A 16321-nucleotide genomic window follows, 5' to 3' on the forward strand; every position below is an offset into this window, starting at 1 on the left:
GCCGTTTAAAAGCCTGATTTTTCATTCAGACGCCAAGGCAACGCGAGGGGAATCATGGCGCTGGACTGGGACAAATTACGCGTATTTCACGCAGCGGCGGAGGCTGGGTCGTTCACCCATGCCGCCGAGACGCTGCATCTGTCGCAATCGGCCATCTCGCGGCAGGTCAGCGCGCTGGAGCATGACGTCGGCGTAGCACTCTTCCACCGCCATGCGCGCGGCCTGGTGCTGACCGAGCAGGGCGAGATGCTGTTTCGCACGGCGCATGACGTGCTGATGAAGCTGGAAACCATCAAGACGCGGCTCACCGAAACCAAGGACCGGCCGTCGGGCGTGCTCAGGGTGACGACCACGGTGGGCCTGGGCGCCGGCTGGCTGACCGAGCGCGTGCAGGAATTCATCGAGCTCTATCCCGAGATCAGCCTGCAGCTGATTCTCGCCAATGAGGAGCTCGATCTCACCATGCGCCAGGCCGATTGCGCCATCCGGCTGCGCCAGCCGCAACAGCCGGACCTTATCCAGCGCCGGCTGTTCACGGTGCATTTCCACCTTTACGCGGCGCCATCCTATATCGCCAAGTTCGGCAAGCCGGCCTCGATCGCCGAGCTCAGGAACCACCGCATCGTCACCTTCGGCGTGCCGGTGCCTTCGCATCTGTCGGAGCTGAACTGGCTGGAGACGGTGGGCGATTTCGAGGGCGCGCAGCGCGTGCCGACGCTGCAGATCAACGACATCCTGTCGATCAAGCGCGCGGTGCAGGGCGGCGCCGGCATCGCCATGCTGCCAGACTACGTGATCAGCAAGGACACGAACCTGATCCAGCTGCTCCCGGAGACCGAGGTGCCGTCCTTCGACACCTATTTCGCCTATCCCGACGCGATGAAGAACCAGGCGAAGCTGCACGTTTTTCGCGATTTCATCATCGCCAAGGCGCGCAGCTGGTCTTATTGAAATGGCCGGCCGAGACTACTGCCCGCGCCACGGCGTCAGCCGAGGCAGCCAGCCGGGCACGGCGCGCCGGTAGACTTCATATTCCTGGCCATAACGGTTGGCGAGTGTCGGCTCTTCGTAAAGCTTGACGAAGGAAATCATCGCTGCCGCGGCGATGAGGCCGTAAAACAGCACCGCCCGGCTCGCAAAGATGAGAACCTGGCCAAGGATGATCGCCAGCACGGCCATATACATAGGGTTGCGCACGTGGCGGTAGATGCCGCCGACAACCAGTTTCTCGGTCGGCGCCAGGGGAGCGGGCGTGCCCAGGCCTTCGAGAGCAAAGCGGGCGAAGGCATGAAGCAGGATGGCGGCCGCTCCGATCATAAGTATCGAGCCCGCGGGCACGAAGCCCGGCAGAGCCGACAGAGGTTTGCGATAATGATCGGTCAGCAGCCAAGGCGCCAATCCGGCGACGACGCCGGGCGCCGCTACAAGGAACAGCGCGCTGCCGGCGATTGCTGAAAAAGTTCGCATGATCGGTCTCCTGCCGTAAAAATAAACTTGGCTTGCCGAAATCGACATCATTTCGCCGACGCGCCTATTTTCGAGCAAAATCGGCTCGATCTTGCATTTAAGCAGTCGCTTTAGGGGCTGAAACGCACCGGGATTGGCGATTTTTCTGGTCCTACGGGTCCTAGGAATAGATTGGACCACAGCCTGCGTCTTTTTGCATGCGTGTGTTGCAAAATAGATGCTTGTTTCTTGGGCATGATGAGCACATATATAGTCGCATCTCCGGGGCGCGTTCTCCTCCCATTAGCGCCCTCGAGTGTTCCCCTCTGGAGGTTAGCCCTAATCGGCACTTCCAATCAAACTCAGCCGGATCTTCATTGATCCGGCTTTTTTGTTGCCCGCATGCCTTCGAGCCGGCAAAAAAACGACTGCATCCACCACGTAACAGTGACATGTAACATCGGGTAACATGTCGCAGACGCAGTCTATGGTTTAAGTAGACGATAGGACGCGGTTGGTCGGTTCGGGAGATGGGGGCATCACTCGAAAGACCGGGCTCAGGCAGCTACCGCGTCCGAACCATTTTTTCCGGATGCGGCGGACCAGCCGTTGCCTCCCAGGAAAACGGTCCGCAATAGGAACGGCGTCCGGATCATCCGGACGCCGTTTTCATATCTCCAACTGTCAGGCAGGCCAGCCCGTTCAGGCAGCCTTGCCGTTGGCGTTCATCGCCTCGTCGGCGAGCCGGCCGGTGAGCTCGGCCATGTGGTCGAAAGCGGCCTTGTAGCTGGCGACGCCGGCGGTGGCCGAGCGCAGCTCGATGATCAAGTCGCCGATTTCGGCCTGCGGCATGGTCGCCTCGACCACGTCCCAGCCCGGCCAGTCGGGCCTTGCGTCATAGCCGAGGATCTGGCCGCGCCGCTGCGGAATCAGCGCGATGATCTTCGAGGTGGCATCCGAGGGCGTGACGATCTCGACCTTCATGATCGGCTCAAGCAGGACCGGCGAACAGGCAGCCATGCCCTCCTTCATCGCCAGCTTCGCCGCCATCTGAAAGGCCATGTCGGAGGAATCGACCGCATGGTAGGAGCCGTCCGACAGGTTGACGGCCACATCGACGACCGGAAAGCCGAGCGGGCCCGTCTTCAGATAGTCGCGGATGCCGGTCTCCACCGACTGGATGTAGGTTTTCGGCACCACGCCGCCGGTGATGGTGTCGGAGAACTGGAAGCCGGAACCGCGCGGCAGCGGCTTGATCTCGATCACCACATCGCCGAATTGGCCATGACCGCCGGATTGCTTCTTGTGGCGGCCGCGCTGCTGCGCTCCTTTGCGGATAGTCTCCCGGTAAGGCACCGCCGGGGCATGCCCCTCGATCGGAATCTGGTTCTTGCCCTCAAGGCGCTCGCGCACGACGCGCAGATGCATTTCGCCGTGGCCCGACAGGACGGTTTCGGCGGAGTCCTGGTTGTGGCGCAGGCTGAGCGAGGGGTCTTCCTCAGCCAGCCGCTGGATCGCCGCCGACATCTTGACCTCGTCCTTGCGCTCCTTGGGGCGAAGCGCGAAGGCGAAGACAGGCTGCGGCGGCTCGAGCGTGACCAATGGCCGGATGCCGCCCTTGGCCGAGCTCAGCGTCTGGCCGGTCTTGACGTTGTCGAGCTTGCCGAGCGCCACCGTGTCGCCGGCCTTGGCCGATGTCAGCTTCGACTGGTCCTTGCCGAGCATCCTGTAGATGCCCGAGACCTTCGCCGTGTCGCCGTTGGACAGGAAAAGCTCGGCTGCGTCGGCCAACTGGCCGGACAGCACGCGCGAAACCGAAAGCTTGCCGCCATGCGCGGTGTGGATGGTCTTCATCACCTGCACCACCGTCTGGCCGTCCGGCGCGCCAAGGCGCTTCCTCGTCGCTTCGACGTCCGGCGCGTCGTGGCGAATGGCTTTCAGCAGGCGCAGCACGCCGTTGCCCTTCTCGGCGGTGCCGATCAGCACCGGCGTCACCGCGCCGGCGCGCAGATCGGCCGACAGATCGTCGAAGATCGCGTCCTTCGGCGGCTCGATCTCCTCCAGCAACTGCTCCATCAGATGATCGTCGTGGTCGGCGAGCGTCTCCAGCATGGAGAAACGCGCCTCCAGCTCGCGCGCCTTGTCGTCGCCTGGAATTTCGGCCACTTCGCTCTCGGCGTATTCGCGATAGATGTAGGCGCGCTCCAGCGCCAGATCGATCGAGCCGATGACGATGCCATCCTTGCGCACCGGAATCTGGCGTAAGAGCAGCGGCACCGAACTCGCCGGCTGCAGCATCTTCAGCGTCTCGCGCACGCCCGCGGTCGCCTTGTCGACCTTGTTGAGGAACAGGATGCGCGGAATGGCGAGATCGTCGAGCTTGCGCATGATGAGCTGCAGCGCCGGGATCTTCTTCTCGTCGGCCTCGGCGACGACGACCGCGAGGTCGCAGGCGGCAAGCACGGGTTCGGCCTCGAAGGCGAATTCGATGGAGCCGGGGCAGTCAACGAAGGTGAGCTGCTCGCCCATGAAATCGGTGGTAGCGAAGGTCGCCTCGACGCTCATGGCGTGGGCGCGGGCTTCGGGCGAATGATCGGAAACGGTGTTGCCCGATGAAACGGGGTTCTGGCGGGGAATGGCGCCCGTGCGGGCGAGAATTGCTTCGAGAAGTGTCGTCTTACCGCTTGCAAAGGGACCGACTATGGCGATGCATTTCGGTCCCGTGCGTCGTCCTCCGGCGCGAGTGCCCATGGCTGAACCTCCACTCAGGCGTTTCCCAAGAGAGCGATCAGCAAAAGTGGAAACCGGTTTGCGTCCGATCGCACCCTGTGCAGAGCGGCGGCCGGCCTGTTCGGCCGTCGCGGGCGGGGTTTTCACCTCTTCCCACAACCATCGTCACACGGGTCTGCCAGGAGGGCAAGAAAAATAGGATGTTCGCCGGCTTGGGTCAGGCAGGCCGCCATTTCCTATTGGTCAGGCTGTGAGGGCGAGCGGCTCGCGGGCGGCGACACACAACGCGCTTGCCTTGTCGCGCGGCGCCGGCTTGCCGAAGAAATAGCCCTGGAAGCGGCTGCAGCCGGCCGTTCGGGCGAGGGTGAATTCCTGCGCGGTCTCGACGCCCTCCGCGACGATGGCGATCTGCTGGATGCGGGCGATCTGGGCAAGTGCGGAAACGAAGATCTGCGCCACCTGATCATGGGCGAGGCTGCGGATGTAGGAGCGGTCGATCTTGACGCTGTCGATGGGCAGCGACTTCAGATAATTGAAGCCGCAATGTCCGGTGCCGAAGTCGTCGAGCGCAATGTGGAAGCCGAGGCCGCGCAGCGCCTCCAGGCGTCTCAGCACCTCGGGCGTCGCGGCGGTCGCCACCGTCTCGGTGATCTCGATGATGAATTGCGATGCCGACCGGCCGGTCTCGCGCAGGATCCGGTCGCACATCATCACGATCTCGTCGCGCTTCAGCTGCTCGCCCGAGACGTTGATCGAGATGCGCCGTCCGGGAAAATGCCCGATATCGGCGCAGGCGCGCTTGAAGACCCATTCGCCGATCATGTCGATCAGCGTCGAGCGCTCGGCGATCGGGATGAATTCCGCCGGCGAGATCAAGCCGCGCACGGGATGACGCCAGCGGATCAATCCTTCCAGCGCATCGACGGCGCCCTCGGGATCGACGATCGGCTGATAGTGCAGTTCCAATTCGCCGAGATAAATCGCGGCGCGCAGCTCGCGTTCGACGAGCCGGCGATAGCGTTTGTCCGACAGCATCTCCTCGTCGAAGACGGTGATGCGGCCACGGCCGCCAGCCTTGCTTTCGTAGAGCGCGAGGTCGGCCAAAAGCATCAATTCGGTTGCGTTCGAGGCATGCAGCGGCGCAAGTGCCACGCCCATCGAGATCGACAGCGGAATGATCTTGCCTTCGTGCCTCTTGCCGGCGCGCATGGCATCCAGCAGCCGGCGCGCATCCCGGTTGATGAGGGCGATGTCGCCATGCGGAATCATGACGCCGAACTCGTCGCCGCCGAGCCGTCCGATGACGCCGTCCTCGAAGATGCGCTGCGCCTCCGCGACCAAATGGGCCAGCGCCAGATCGCCGAATTGATGTCCGAACGTGTCGTTGAGCTGCTTGAAATGATCGAGGTCGATCAACAGCAAGCTTGCCTGGCGGCGGTTGCGCAAGCCGCCCAGCCAGTCGCCCAACGCCTCGATGAAATAGCGCCGGGCCGTGGCGCCGGTCATGACATCGACCGTGAGGAAGCGGTGCTTCTCGGCCTCGGCGTCCGCCGCCGATTGGAGGCGCTGGACGACGCTCGAGCGCATATACATCAGCGCCAAAAGCGCCATCAAGGTCGATGTTGCCGACGCCGCAAGCGCGCCGGTGCGGGAGACATTCTCCGTCAGCGCGAAGACCGCAAGACCGGTGGCGGCGATGCTCATCGCGAGCAAGGCCTGGATGCCGCGATAGACACGGCCGCTGTGATCCTTGATTGTCGCCAAGATGCTCATGTCCACGCCCCCACAGCACGCGCCATGGCTAGGACCTCAGCCGTTAAGAAATACTGAGCGCGACCGCCGTCGCGCCGCGTATGCTGAAGCTTGATCGTTCGCCCGGATTTTATGGTTAAAAAGCAATGATTTATGACAGTTTTCTGACACCTTGAAGAGAGCCTTTCAAGCGCGCGCTTCCGCCTTGCCGACAATCGCGAAGCCCGGTAGCGCTATCGCGATGCAGGGGTGAAACTGCGTTGGAGGATGTCGCGCTCGCGGTGGACGTTTTATCAAGACGAGGATTTGAGAGATGAAGATTATTGCGTGCGGCAGCATGCCGACAATCGTCGCGCCGGAGACCTATTTTACCGGTCGGGTGCTGCAGACGCCGATCATCGAGAAGGAAGCGCCGGCGCGGTTGAGAGCGACACTGGTCAGCTTCGAGCCCGGCGCGCGCACCCATTGGCACACCCACCCGCTCGGACAGACGCTCTACGTCACCGCCGGCGCCGGGCTTGCCCAGAGCTGGGGCGGGCCGGTCCAGATCATCAGGGCAGGGGACGTCATTTCCTTCGCGCCGGGCGAAAAGCATTGGCATGGCGCCGGGCCGAAAACGGCCATGACACACATCGCCATGCAGGAGGCGCTGGAAGGCGTCCACGCCGATTGGCTGGAGGAAGTGACGCCTGAGCAATATGTCGGCTGAAGCTGTCCGACAAAAAACCCGGCCGGAGCCGGGCCGGCCGGAGCCGGGTTTCTTACGCTGAAGGCCTTGCGCCGATCAGGTCAGCGAAGCGGTGAAGCGCTGGATGCGCGTGCAGGCTTCCTCCAGCAAAGCATCCGACGTGGCATAGGAGATGCGGAAGTTCGGTCCGAGGCCGAAGGCCGAGCCGAACACCACCGCGACGCCTTCGGCTTCCAATAGTTCGGAGCAGAAAGCCTCGTCATTGTCGATCACCTTGCCCGTCTTGGTCTTCTTGCCGATCAGCTCGGCGCAGGACGGATAGACGTAGAAGGCGCCTTCGGGCGAGGGGCAGGTGATGCCGCGCGCCTGGTTGAGCATCGAGACGACGAGGTCGCGCCGGCCCTGGAAGATCGCCTTGTTTTTCGCGATGAAGTCCTGCGGCCCGTTGAGTGCCTCGACGGAAGCCCATTGCGCGATGGTGCAGGCGCCCGAGGTCTGCTGGCCCTGGATCATGTCCATCGCCTTGATCAGCGGCACCGGACCCGCGGCGTAGCCGATGCGCCAGCCGGTCATTGCATAGGCTTTCGAGACGCCGTTCATGGTCAGCGTGCGCTCATAGAGGCTCGGCTCGACTTCGGCGATGGTCTTGAAGACGAAGTCGCCATAGGTCAGGTGCTCATACATGTCGTCGGTCAGCGTCCAGACATGCGGATGCTTGAGCAGTACGTCGGCGAGCGCCCTGAGTTCGGCCTCGGTGTAGGCGGCACCCGATGGGTTCGACGGCGAGTTCATCAACAGCCATTTGGTCCTGGGCGTGATCGCCTTTTCCAGCGCTTCTGCCGTCAGCTTGAAGCCGTTGTCGATCGAGGTGTCGACGAAGACCGACGTGCCGCCGCAGATCGCCACCATTTCGGGATAGCTCACCCAGTAGGGGCGCGGGATGATGACCTCGTCGCCCGGGTTCAGCGTCGCCATGAAGGCGTTGAACAGGATCTGCTTGCCGCCGGTGCCGACGATGGTCTGCTCCGGGCGGTAGTCGAGATTGTTCTCGCGCTTGAATTTCTTCGCGATCGCCTGGCGCAGCGGCACGATGCCGGAGACCGGCGGATATTTGGTCTCGCCGCGGCGGATTGCTTCGATCGCCGCGTTCTTGATGTTGTCGGGCGTATCGAAGTCCGGCTCGCCGGCGCCGAGGCCGATCACGTCACGGCCGGCATTTTTCAGCTCGCGCGCTTTCTGCGTCACCGCGATGGTCGCGGACGGCTTAACGCGGGAAAGGGCGTCGGCGAGAAAGGCCATGACAAGATGTCTCCTAGGAAAAGCGGCCAGGAGCGGCCGCGGCGCCTCTCATGTCGCATCATGACGCGGAGCGCAAGCATTGTGCGATGAGCCAGAGGTCAAGGAGGCGTGACCAAGGTCAAGCCTGCCTGAGCGGCAACGCTAAATTCATCAACGGCCGGTAAACCCTTGGCTGGCAGGATCGCAGATCGGATCGCGCCTATTCGCGGAGCGGGGAACCTTGTCGCGCAGCATCGGGCTCGCCCACATCATCCGTCATGATGACGGCACCTCTACCGGTGTCTGGGGCATCTATACGCTGCAGAGCGCGTTCCAGCCGATTTTCGCCTTCAAGGAAGGCAAGCTTTCGGTCGCCGCTTTTGAGGGGCTGATCCGGCCGTTCCGCGATGGCGAGCCGCAGTCGCCGGGGGCATTTTTCGGCACCTGCCCGGCGGCCGACCGGCTGCATATCGAGGCGCTGACGCGCACGCTGCATCTTCTGAACGCCGGCGCCTGCCTGCCGGAAGAGGCCTCCATCTTCGTCAATTTCGACCCGTCGGTCTTCACCGATCGCCACGTCGCCGACAAGGCCCTGCGCGACATGCGGCTGGTGCTGCATGAAGCCGACATCGATCCGCGCCGCATCGTCTGCGAGGTTACGGAGCAGAGATCGGCTTCGCAGGAAACGCTTTACGGGTTCGTCGAGGCGCTGAGGGCGAACGGGTTCCGCATCGCGGTGGACGATTACGGCGCCGATGATTCCGACATCAACCGGATCAAGGAGCTCAAGCCCGACATCGTCAAATTCGATGCGCATTGGATCACCCAGCTGATGGAGTCCGGCGCGGGCTTCGCGTTGCTGACGGCAATGGTGCGGAGCTTCGAGAACCAGGGCATCCGCACCGTCTTCGAAGGTATCGAGGAAGGCTGGCAACTGGAGCTTGCCGAGAGGTCCGGCGCCTCCATGGTGCAAGGCTACGTGCTGGCCCGACCGGAACTGGCCCCCACCAGCTTTCGTGTCTTCGGCAAGGTTGCACGGCCTTCGGCCGACGAAAACAAGGCACAGGTCGCCGCAAGTCCGGCCCCGGCGCCGCGGGCGCGGCCGGCGAGAGTGTTCGGGCGCAAGGCCACACCATGAGCCAACAACCGGACAGGCGGCGCAACGTCGCCGAGGCGATCTTCGCCGACGAGATCGGCCTGCAGTTCGGCGTCTATGGCGAGTTCCGGCTGTGGAGCGCCTATCAACCGATCTTCGCGCCGGAGGGCAAGGCACTCAGGGCGATTGCCGTCGAGGGGCTGATCGAGCCGCGGCGTATCGCCCGGCCGGTAGCCCCCTCGATGTTCTTCGGCGGCGTTCCCGCGTCCGACCGGCTGTTTGTCGAAACGATGTGCCGGATGCTGCATCTCGGCAATTATCGCAACATCGGCGTCGAGGGGTTGACGCTGTTCTTCAACTACAATCCGAACGTCAACGATCATCTGGGACGGGCGCTGGCCGAGATCCGGCTGATGACCAGGCATCTCGGCGATTTCGAGCTGGAGCCCGGCCTGCTGGTCTGCGAGATCACCGAACAGGCGGCCGACGACCGTGTCCTTGCCAGCCTGGTGCACGAAATGCGGCGCGACGGCATCCGCATCGCCATCGACGATTTCGGCACGGGACATTCGACCGAGGCGCGCATCGACCTGCTTGCGCCCGACATCATCAAGATCGACGGCGCCTGGTTCGGCGAGCTCTGCCGCCATGCCGCCGCGGAGCGCTTCTTCCGGCCGCTGGTGGCGATGCTGCACGAGCGAGGCGCCAAAGTGCTGGTCGAGGGCATCGAGAGCGCCCAGCATTTGCGCGTCGCGCTCGAGGGCGGCGTCGACCTTTTGCAAGGCTTCCATCTCGCCCGCCCGGCGCTTGCCGGCACGATCTTCAACGAAGAGCCGCTTTCCGTCGACGCCCTGCTCGACGCCGGCGACAAGATCGTGCCGCTGCATCAGCATCGTTGACGCAGACTCGAAAGAACGTACCAACATCGCTGATATCTGATCGCCAAAGACGCATCAGCGCTGCTGATGGTTCTCCTCAAAAACAAATCATTGGATGAGGTGCGACGCGCGCGCTAGAGCCTTCCGGCAAGACTCGGAGAGGGCAAGAGGCATGATCCTTTACGACATGGCCGACAGCGGCAATTGCTACAAGCCGCGGCTGCTGATGGCGAAGCTCGGCATTCCCTTCACCCGGGTCGAGGTGAGCTCGCATACCGGCGAGACGCGCAAACCCGACTACGTCGCCAAGAATCCGAACGCGATGGTGCCGATGCTCGAGCTCGACGACGGCAGGCGCATCGCCGAGAGCAACGCCATCCTGCTTTATCTTGCCGAGGGCACGCGCTTCCTGCCGGCCGACAAGTATGAACGCGCGCTGGCTTACCAGTGGCTGTTCTTCGAGCAATACAGCCACGAGCCCTATATCGCGGTGCGCAAGGCGCTTTTGACCTTCCCGGAACGGGCGAAGGACGCGACGCCGGAACGGCTGGCTCTGACCCTGGAGCGCGGCAACAAGGCGCTGGGCGTGATGAACCGGCATCTGCAGCGGAACGAATTCTTCGCCGGCAGCGCATATAGTATCGCCGATATCGCTTTGTATGCCTATACGCACACCGCCGGGATGGGCGGCTTCCAGCTCGATGCCTATCCGGCCGTCGGCGCCTGGTTGAAGCGGGTCGAGGCGGACAAGGGCCATGTGCCGATCGAGTGGGTGGCTAACTGACGTTGGCGATCGGCGAAAGCCCGGCGACAGCGTCCTTCTCCCGTTCACGGGGAGAAGATGGCGGCTGCCAGATGAGGGGCGACGCCAGCCTTTCTAAGTCAACCAAAATGACAGTCCTGAAGCGTTGGCGCTGCCCCTCATCGCCCTGCCGGGCACTTCTCCCCGTGAACGGGGAGAAGAACGCCAATCGCCCAAAATCCAGGTAACAAAAAAGGCGGGCAATGCCCGCCTTCCTGTGCCGGTAGCCTGATCGGGAGCGTCCGGTCCGGACTGGCAGCTATCTGCTGTTCCAGCTTGTCGGGTCTTTTCGCTCCGGCGCGCTTCTCGCGCGACCGTCAGTACATCCGTGACTTGCCGCGCGCCCCAAACCTTCGCTCGGTGCGCGCCCTACTTAGTCGCATTTCGCGTCGCCGGCCGTAAAGCCTGCCGCAAAATGCTTAAGCCAAATCAGGCTGCCTTGCTCAGAGACCCAGCAGCAGACTTGCCCGTGCGGCGGTCCTGCTCGATCTCGAAGTTGATCTTCTGGCCTTCAGCCAGGCTCGTCATGCCAGCGCGTTCGACAGCGGAGATGTGGACGAAAACGTCCGCGCCGCCATTGTCAGGCTGGATGAAGCCGTAGCCCTTGGTGGCGTTGAACCACTTGACCGTACCAGTTGCCATATAGAATGCCCTTCACATTTGCTTTTGTTTGACCGGACCAACGTCCGGCCGGTGGTATCGAAATTTTGGAGATAGACGTCAGCAAACGCGAAGATCGCGGCCCGATCGATCGGCCAAATTCAATGCTGCGGATATAGGACAGTTTGAGCAAGAAAACAAGATGGGTTGCTCGGACGTCGCCCGCATGCCGGATCGAGCGGAGTGCAAGCGGCGGATGGAAGTTTTGACAGCGGCCCCGCGTTGTGGAGGATGTGGTGCTAGCCGCGTTCCATGGAGGGAACCATGAAGACAATCCTGCTTGCCGCCTGCTTCCTGCTGCTGGCCGTCGAGGCGCAAGCGATGTCGCGCTACGATCCGACGCGCATGAGCTGCGAGAGGGTGCAGGCGACGATCGCCAGGCAGGGCGCTGTCATCCTGCGCTACCAGTCGACGCGCGTGCCAGGGCTGCCCCTCTACGACCGCTATGTGCGCGACGAGCGCTTCTGCAACGCCGGCGAGGTGCGGGCGCGTGCCTATGTGCCGAGCGCCGACACCCGGTCCTGCATGGTCTATGTCTGCAAGCGTCCGGATTTCGAACGGCGCTTCCGCCGCCGGTTCCTGCACGATTGAAAAGGGGTGAAGAGCGGGTAGCGCTCCTCAGAACCCGAACGAGGCTTGCGCGGCGGGCGGCGGGCCGACGCGGACGCCTTCCATGGCGAGCATCTTCTCCTTGGTGGCCGAGCCGCCCGGAGCGGAGAAGCCGCCGATCTTGCCGCCGGCGGCCAGGATGCGGTGGCACGGAATGACCAGCGGCACCGGATTGGCGCCGAGCGCCGCGCCCGTTTCGCGCGGAAGGCCGGCATGGCCTGCGCGCTTGGCCAACTCACCATAGGTGGTGGTCTCGCCGAAGCGGAGCTTGCGCGCTGCGTCATAAATGGCGAGGCGAAAGTCATCGACGCCGTCCAGGTCGACCGGCACCCAGGAGAAGTCGACGTCCTCGCCGGCCGCGTAGGCCTTGATCGAGGCGATCAGCTCGACCACCCATTGCGGCTGGTCCGTCGAGGTCGAAACACCCGCATGACGGAACAGCCGGCGCTCGATCGCCTCGCGGCTGCGCTCGGGCAGGCAGAGCCGGATCAGGCCCTTCTCGCTCCATGCGATGCCCATGAAGCCGATCACTGTTTCTAACACTGCGTGGCCGGCCGTGATCTCAGATGTGGGTTTCATGGCGTATTCCTTCGGCAAAACGGCGAAAAACGAGTACATATCCAGAACAATATGGCATTTCCGCCCTGTTATCGCCACCCGAAAACCGCCCACCCGCCCCGATTGCGGGGTGTGAATCGCTGGTGTAAGGACTCCTTAACAACCGACAAACCGGACCTGCACGGCTTGCCAGCTAAAATCATATTCACCGCCGTCGGCGTGCTCGTTGCGGCAGCCGGTCTCAGCGGTTGCACCTCGACCTCGCAGATGAAGGCCGCACCCGCGCTTGCGGCAGCCTCGACGCCTGCCGCCGCGGACGACGCGCCGACCCTTGCCCTGCCCGAAACGGTGGCCGTGCTGCCGGAGCCGTCCGGCCTCGCGCAGGTGCAGACCGCGGCGCTCACCGGCGATGCCGTCGCCATGTCATCCACGCCTGGCGCGCCGGCGACGCCCGGCGCGCCTTTACCTCCTCCGGTTCAGCCCGGCGCCGCGCTGGCTCAGCCCGCGGCGTTTGCCGGAGCGACGCCGATGGCCGGCCAGTTTCCGCCGCCTCCGGTGCTGACGGCCGGCGGCTCGCCGACCGGCCCCGGATCCATCAGCCGAGCGGCAGTCTACACGACTGCGGGCATGGCAATGCCCGTCACAGGCCAGTCGGCGAAAGTCGCCCCGATGCCGGGCGTCCAGCAGGTTGCTTATGTGGCGCCGGACAACCCGGCGTTGCTTGCCGGCCAGCCCGAGCAGCATGCCAGCGGTCCGCGCGCCGAGATCGAGCGGCTGATCGAGAAATATTCGGCGATCTACGAAGTGCCGGTCGAGCTGGTGCGCCATGTCGTGAACCGCGAGAGCACTTTCAACCCGAAAGCCTACAATCATGGCCATTGGGGGCTGATGCAGATCAAGCACGCGACGGCGCGCGGCATGGGCTATGACGGGCCGGCGGCCGGCCTGTTCGACGCCGAGACCAATCTCAAATACGCGGTCAAATATCTGCGCGGCGCCTGGCTGGTTTCGGGCGGCAACCCCAAGCGGGCCGACACGCTCTACCAAACCGGCTACTACTACGACGCCAAGCGCAAAGGTCTGCTCGAAGCGACCGGCCTTGGCACCGACCGCAAGCGGCGCCGCCTGCAACCCGACGCCTGAGCGGACGGCCCGCGAACGCCGATCTCAAGACCAACACGGTGAAGAACACCGCGGACTTCAGGCTCTACGAGCGGCTCGGCACGATCCCGGTCGAGTGGGAAGGCTGACGGCTGCCAGCATTGTGAACGGCTTCACATAGGCTGACGTTAGGGCATGCTAATGCCTCTTCGTGCCGGGCGGCCGATCGGCGGATCGACGCTGGCAAGGCGTCGGAGGCGGCTGTGCCGGCATGCGTCAGCCACTCCCAGGCGGGCTCCGGGGCGGGGGTTTCGGAGCCCGTCCGCTTTCACGTGAAGTGAGGTGGACACCGCCGTCGAGCCGACCGGGTTCGGCTTCATCGAACCGCCGGCCTGACCGCCACCGCAGCACCGACGGAACCGAAAAGCGGCACTCAGCATTCAACGCGGGGTGGGCCTTGATGAGTTGACGAATGGGCGGACGTCCGTCTCGCCGGCTCGGAAGCGAGAGCGACCCGCCCGTGAAGTTCTTAGCACCTGCCGTTTTCGCTTTCGTAACGAGCTTGCTGCTGACTCCTCCGGCACGCGCCATCGAACTGTCTATCGTGTCGGGCGACACCGGCAACGGCATCAAGGTGCTGCGCGAGATCCTCGACCGCTATGAGAAGAAGAGCGGCAACAAGGTCGACATCGTCGTCATCCCGCCTTCCACCACCGATCAGTTCGGGCAGTACCGGCTCTGGCTTGCCGCCGGCAGCAGCGATATCGACGTCTACCAGACCGACGTCATCTGGGCGCCGCAGCTTGCCAGCCAACTGGTCGACCTGACCGAGGCGACCAGGGATGTGGTGGGCGCGCATTTCCCATCGATCATCCAATCGCAGACGGTCAACGGCAGGCTGGTCGCCCTGCCGATCTTCACCGACGCGCCGGCGCTCTATTACCGCAAGGATCTGCTCGACAAATACGGCGCCAAGGTGCCGACCACCTGGCAGCAACTGCAGGACACCGCGAAGCTCGTCATGGACAAGGAGCGGGCGGCCGGCAACAAGGACCTCTGGGGCTACGTCTTCCAGGGCAATGCCTATGAGGGGCTGACCTGCAACGCGCTGGAATGGGTGATGTCGAATGGCGGCGGCGGGATCATCGAGCCGGATGGCCGCATCTCCGTCGACAATCCGAAGGCGGCGGCGGCGCTCGACAGGGTCAAGGGCTGGATCGGCACAATCGCGCCGCCGGGCGTGCTCGCCTATCAGGAGGAGGAGGCGCGCGGCGTCTGGCAGACCGGCAATGCCGTCTTCATGCGCAACTGGCCCTATGCCTATGCACTCGGCAACAGCGAGAATTCGCCGATCAAGGGCAAGTTCGACGTGGCGCCGCTGCCGGCCGGCGATGGCGGGCACCCGGTCGCGACGCTGGGCGGCTGGAACCTCGCCGTCTCCAAATATTCGAGGCATCCGGACGAGGCGATCGATCTCGTCAAGTTCATCGCCTCGCCCGAGATGCAGAAATACCGGACGCTGAAGACATCCAACCTGCCGACCATCGCGGCGCTCTATGACGACCCCGATATCGCCCGGCAGCAGCCGATCGTGCCGCGCTGGAAGCCGATCTTCCTCAACGCGCAGCCGCGTCCCTCGGCAAGCGCCAGGATCAAATACAACGAAGCATCGAGCCAGTTCTGGACGGCCGTGCACAACACGATCTCGGGGAACGGAACCGCCGCCGACAATCTGGCCGAGCTCGAGGCGAGGCTGACAAGGTTGAAAGGCAAGGGCTGGTGAGCGCGGCAAGGCGATCGCCGCTGGCGCGCCGGCGCGTGCGAACGGCATGGCTGTTCCTGGCGCCGATGCTCTTCGTGCTCGCCGTCGTCGCCGGCTGGCCGTTCCTGCGCACGGTCTATTACAGCTTCACCGACGCTTCGCTGGCCGATCTCAATGCCCGGCAATGGGTGGGCTTCGACAACTATCTTTCCGTGCTGCGCCTGCCGAGCGGCCGGGTGCTCTATGACGGGTTGCTGGTCGATCGGGTCTGGTGGCGGGCGGTGTGGAACACGGTGCGCTTCGCCGCTATCTCGGTGGCCTGCGAGACGGCGCTGGGCATGATCGTCGCCTTGGCGCTCAATGCCGAATTCCCGGGGCGCGGCATCGTGCGGGCGGCGATCCTCATCCCCTGGGCGATCCCGACCATCGTCTCGGCCAAGATGTGGCAATGGATGCTCAACGACCAGTTCGGCATCATCAATGTCGTGCTGCTTAATCTCGGCCTGATCCACGAAAAGATCGCGTGGACGGCCAGCACCGACACGGCGATGGTCGCGGTGCTGATCGTCGATATCTGGAAGTCGACGCCGTTCATGGCGCTGCTGATCCTGGCGGCCCTGCAGATGCTCCCCCGCGAGATCCTCGAAGTGGCGAAGCTCGATGGCGCGAGCCCATGGCAGGTCTTCCGGTGGGTGACGCTGCCGCTGATCCGCCCGGCGGTGATGGTGGCGGTGATTTTTCGCGCGCTCGACGCGTTGCGCATCTTCGACCTGATCTATGTGCTGACGCCCAACAACGTCCAGACCAAGTCGATGTCGATCTTCGCGCGCGAGAACCTGTTCGAGTTCGACAAGTTCGCCTATGGCTCGGCCGCCTCGACGCTGCTTTTCCTGATCATCGGCCTGCTCACCATCGCCTATATCCGGCTTGGACGGCTGAGTTTCGAGGGAGGGCGCTGAGG

15 protein-coding genes are annotated in these 16321 nt (G+C 63.8%); 9 read left to right on the forward strand and 6 right to left on the reverse strand.

Annotated features, from left to right (window positions below; genetic code table 11):
• Positions 1-54 precede the first annotated feature (54 nt).
• Positions 55-951: a LysR family transcriptional regulator gene (locus tag FJW06_RS22300; protein WP_140754530.1), complete on the forward strand. Its 897-nt coding sequence runs from the start codon at positions 55-57 to the stop codon at positions 949-951.
• Positions 952-966: 15 nt separating this feature from the next.
• Here FJW06_RS22300 and FJW06_RS22305 read toward each other — a convergent pair whose 3' ends face one another.
• From FJW06_RS22305 to FJW06_RS22315, 3 genes are all read right to left on the reverse strand, one after another.
• Entirely contained in the window at positions 967-1467 is a 501-nt protein-coding gene (locus tag FJW06_RS22305) for an isoprenylcysteine carboxylmethyltransferase family protein (protein ID WP_140754532.1), read from the reverse strand.
• 681 nt (positions 1468-2148) lie between these two features.
• Positions 2149-4197, reverse strand: coding sequence for an elongation factor G (locus tag FJW06_RS22310; protein WP_140754534.1), 2049 nt, complete (start codon positions 4195-4197; stop codon positions 2149-2151).
• Between the two features lie 222 nt (positions 4198-4419).
• Positions 4420-5949, reverse strand: a complete 1530-nt coding sequence (locus FJW06_RS22315) for an EAL domain-containing protein (protein ID WP_140754536.1) — start codon at positions 5947-5949, stop codon at positions 4420-4422.
• 292 nt (positions 5950-6241) lie between these two features.
• Here FJW06_RS22315 and FJW06_RS22320 point away from each other — a divergent pair, with 292 nt between their 5' ends.
• Complete coding sequence (locus FJW06_RS22320) at positions 6242-6637, forward strand: cupin domain-containing protein (protein ID WP_140754538.1); 396 nt, start codon at positions 6242-6244, stop codon at positions 6635-6637.
• A gap of 75 nt (positions 6638-6712) precedes the next feature.
• Here the strand turns inward: FJW06_RS22320 and FJW06_RS22325 are convergent, their stop codons facing one another.
• Positions 6713-7915 (reverse strand): pyridoxal phosphate-dependent aminotransferase, encoded by a 1203-nt coding sequence (locus FJW06_RS22325; RefSeq protein ID WP_140754540.1) that lies wholly within the window; start codon positions 7913-7915, stop codon positions 6713-6715.
• A gap of 220 nt (positions 7916-8135) precedes the next feature.
• Between FJW06_RS22325 and FJW06_RS22330 the strand changes: the two genes are divergently transcribed.
• The 3 genes from FJW06_RS22330 (at position 8136) to FJW06_RS22340 (ending at position 10652) form a co-directional block, all read left to right on the forward strand.
• The gene (locus FJW06_RS22330; protein WP_140754542.1) at positions 8136-9032 is read left to right on the forward strand and encodes an EAL domain-containing protein; all 897 of its coding nucleotides are present in this window, start codon (positions 8136-8138) and stop codon (positions 9030-9032) included.
• Positions 9029-9889, forward strand: a complete 861-nt coding sequence (locus FJW06_RS22335; protein WP_140754544.1) for an EAL domain-containing protein — start codon at positions 9029-9031, stop codon at positions 9887-9889. The genes FJW06_RS22330 and FJW06_RS22335 overlap by 4 nt, the downstream gene beginning before the upstream one ends.
• Positions 9890-10040: 151 nt before the next feature.
• Positions 10041-10652 carry a glutathione S-transferase family protein gene (locus FJW06_RS22340; RefSeq protein WP_140754546.1) on the forward strand — a complete coding sequence of 204 codons (612 nt, stop codon included), beginning with the start codon at positions 10041-10043 and terminating at the stop codon, positions 10650-10652.
• Between the two features lie 447 nt (positions 10653-11099).
• Here the strand turns inward: FJW06_RS22340 and FJW06_RS22345 are convergent, their stop codons facing one another.
• Positions 11100-11312, reverse strand: a complete 213-nt coding sequence (locus FJW06_RS22345; RefSeq protein ID WP_027168154.1) for a cold-shock protein — start codon at positions 11310-11312, stop codon at positions 11100-11102.
• A gap of 282 nt (positions 11313-11594) precedes the next feature.
• Here FJW06_RS22345 and FJW06_RS22350 point away from each other — a divergent pair, with 282 nt between their 5' ends.
• Entirely contained in the window at positions 11595-11921 is a 327-nt protein-coding gene (locus tag FJW06_RS22350) for a hypothetical protein (protein WP_140754548.1), read from the forward strand.
• A 27-nt stretch (positions 11922-11948) separates the two neighbouring features.
• Here the strand turns inward: FJW06_RS22350 and FJW06_RS22355 are convergent, their stop codons facing one another.
• Positions 11949-12518 carry a methylated-DNA--[protein]-cysteine S-methyltransferase gene (locus tag FJW06_RS22355; protein WP_140754550.1) on the reverse strand — a complete coding sequence of 190 codons (570 nt, stop codon included), beginning with the start codon at positions 12516-12518 and terminating at the stop codon, positions 11949-11951.
• Between the two features lie 165 nt (positions 12519-12683).
• On the opposite strand from FJW06_RS22355, the gene FJW06_RS22360 reads away from it, so the two are divergent.
• The 3 genes from FJW06_RS22360 to FJW06_RS22375 all read left to right on the forward strand — a co-directional run bounded on the left by FJW06_RS22360 (position 12684) and on the right by FJW06_RS22375 (position 16319).
• Positions 12684-13640 carry a lytic transglycosylase domain-containing protein gene (locus FJW06_RS22360; protein WP_140754552.1) on the forward strand — a complete coding sequence of 319 codons (957 nt, stop codon included), beginning with the start codon at positions 12684-12686 and terminating at the stop codon, positions 13638-13640.
• Positions 13641-14160: 520 nt separating this feature from the next.
• The gene (locus tag FJW06_RS22370; protein WP_246674782.1) at positions 14161-15381 is read left to right on the forward strand and encodes an ABC transporter substrate-binding protein; all 1221 of its coding nucleotides are present in this window, start codon (positions 14161-14163) and stop codon (positions 15379-15381) included.
• A gap of 65 nt (positions 15382-15446) precedes the next feature.
• Positions 15447-16319 (forward strand): sugar ABC transporter permease, encoded by an 873-nt coding sequence (locus FJW06_RS22375; RefSeq protein ID WP_140754586.1) that lies wholly within the window; start codon positions 15447-15449, stop codon positions 16317-16319.
• Positions 16320-16321: the final 2 nt, after the last annotated feature.

Source organism: Mesorhizobium sp. B4-1-3 (assembly GCF_006439355.1).
Classification (GTDB): domain Bacteria; phylum Pseudomonadota; class Alphaproteobacteria; order Rhizobiales; family Rhizobiaceae; genus Mesorhizobium.

Bases quoted from the DNA above. Each gene is read 5' to 3' on its own strand.
- FJW06_RS22325 (WP_140754540.1), bottom strand. From the start codon at position 7,915: ATGGCCTTTCTCGCCGACGCCCTTTCCCGCGTTAAGCCGTCCGCGACC.
- FJW06_RS22335 (WP_140754544.1), top strand. From the start codon at position 9,029: ATGAGCCAACAACCGGACAGGCGGCGCAACGTCGCCGAGGCGATCTTC.
- FJW06_RS22305 (WP_140754532.1), bottom strand. From the start codon at position 1,467: ATGCGAACTTTTTCAGCAATCGCCGGCAGCGCGCTGTTCCTTGTAGCG.
- FJW06_RS22350 (WP_140754548.1), top strand. From the start codon at position 11,595: ATGAAGACAATCCTGCTTGCCGCCTGCTTCCTGCTGCTGGCCGTCGAG.
- FJW06_RS22310 (WP_140754534.1), bottom strand. From the start codon at position 4,197: ATGGGCACTCGCGCCGGAGGACGACGCACGGGACCGAAATGCATCGCC.
- FJW06_RS22375 (WP_140754586.1), top strand. From the start codon at position 15,447: ATGCTCTTCGTGCTCGCCGTCGTCGCCGGCTGGCCGTTCCTGCGCACG.
- FJW06_RS22345 (WP_027168154.1), bottom strand. From the start codon at position 11,312: ATGGCAACTGGTACGGTCAAGTGGTTCAACGCCACCAAGGGCTACGGC.
- FJW06_RS22355 (WP_140754550.1), bottom strand. From the start codon at position 12,518: ATGAAACCCACATCTGAGATCACGGCCGGCCACGCAGTGTTAGAAACA.
- FJW06_RS22315 (WP_140754536.1), bottom strand. From the start codon at position 5,949: ATGAGCATCTTGGCGACAATCAAGGATCACAGCGGCCGTGTCTATCGC.
- FJW06_RS22340 (WP_140754546.1), top strand. From the start codon at position 10,041: ATGATCCTTTACGACATGGCCGACAGCGGCAATTGCTACAAGCCGCGG.
- FJW06_RS22320 (WP_140754538.1), top strand. From the start codon at position 6,242: ATGAAGATTATTGCGTGCGGCAGCATGCCGACAATCGTCGCGCCGGAG.
- FJW06_RS22300 (WP_140754530.1), top strand. From the start codon at position 55: ATGGCGCTGGACTGGGACAAATTACGCGTATTTCACGCAGCGGCGGAG.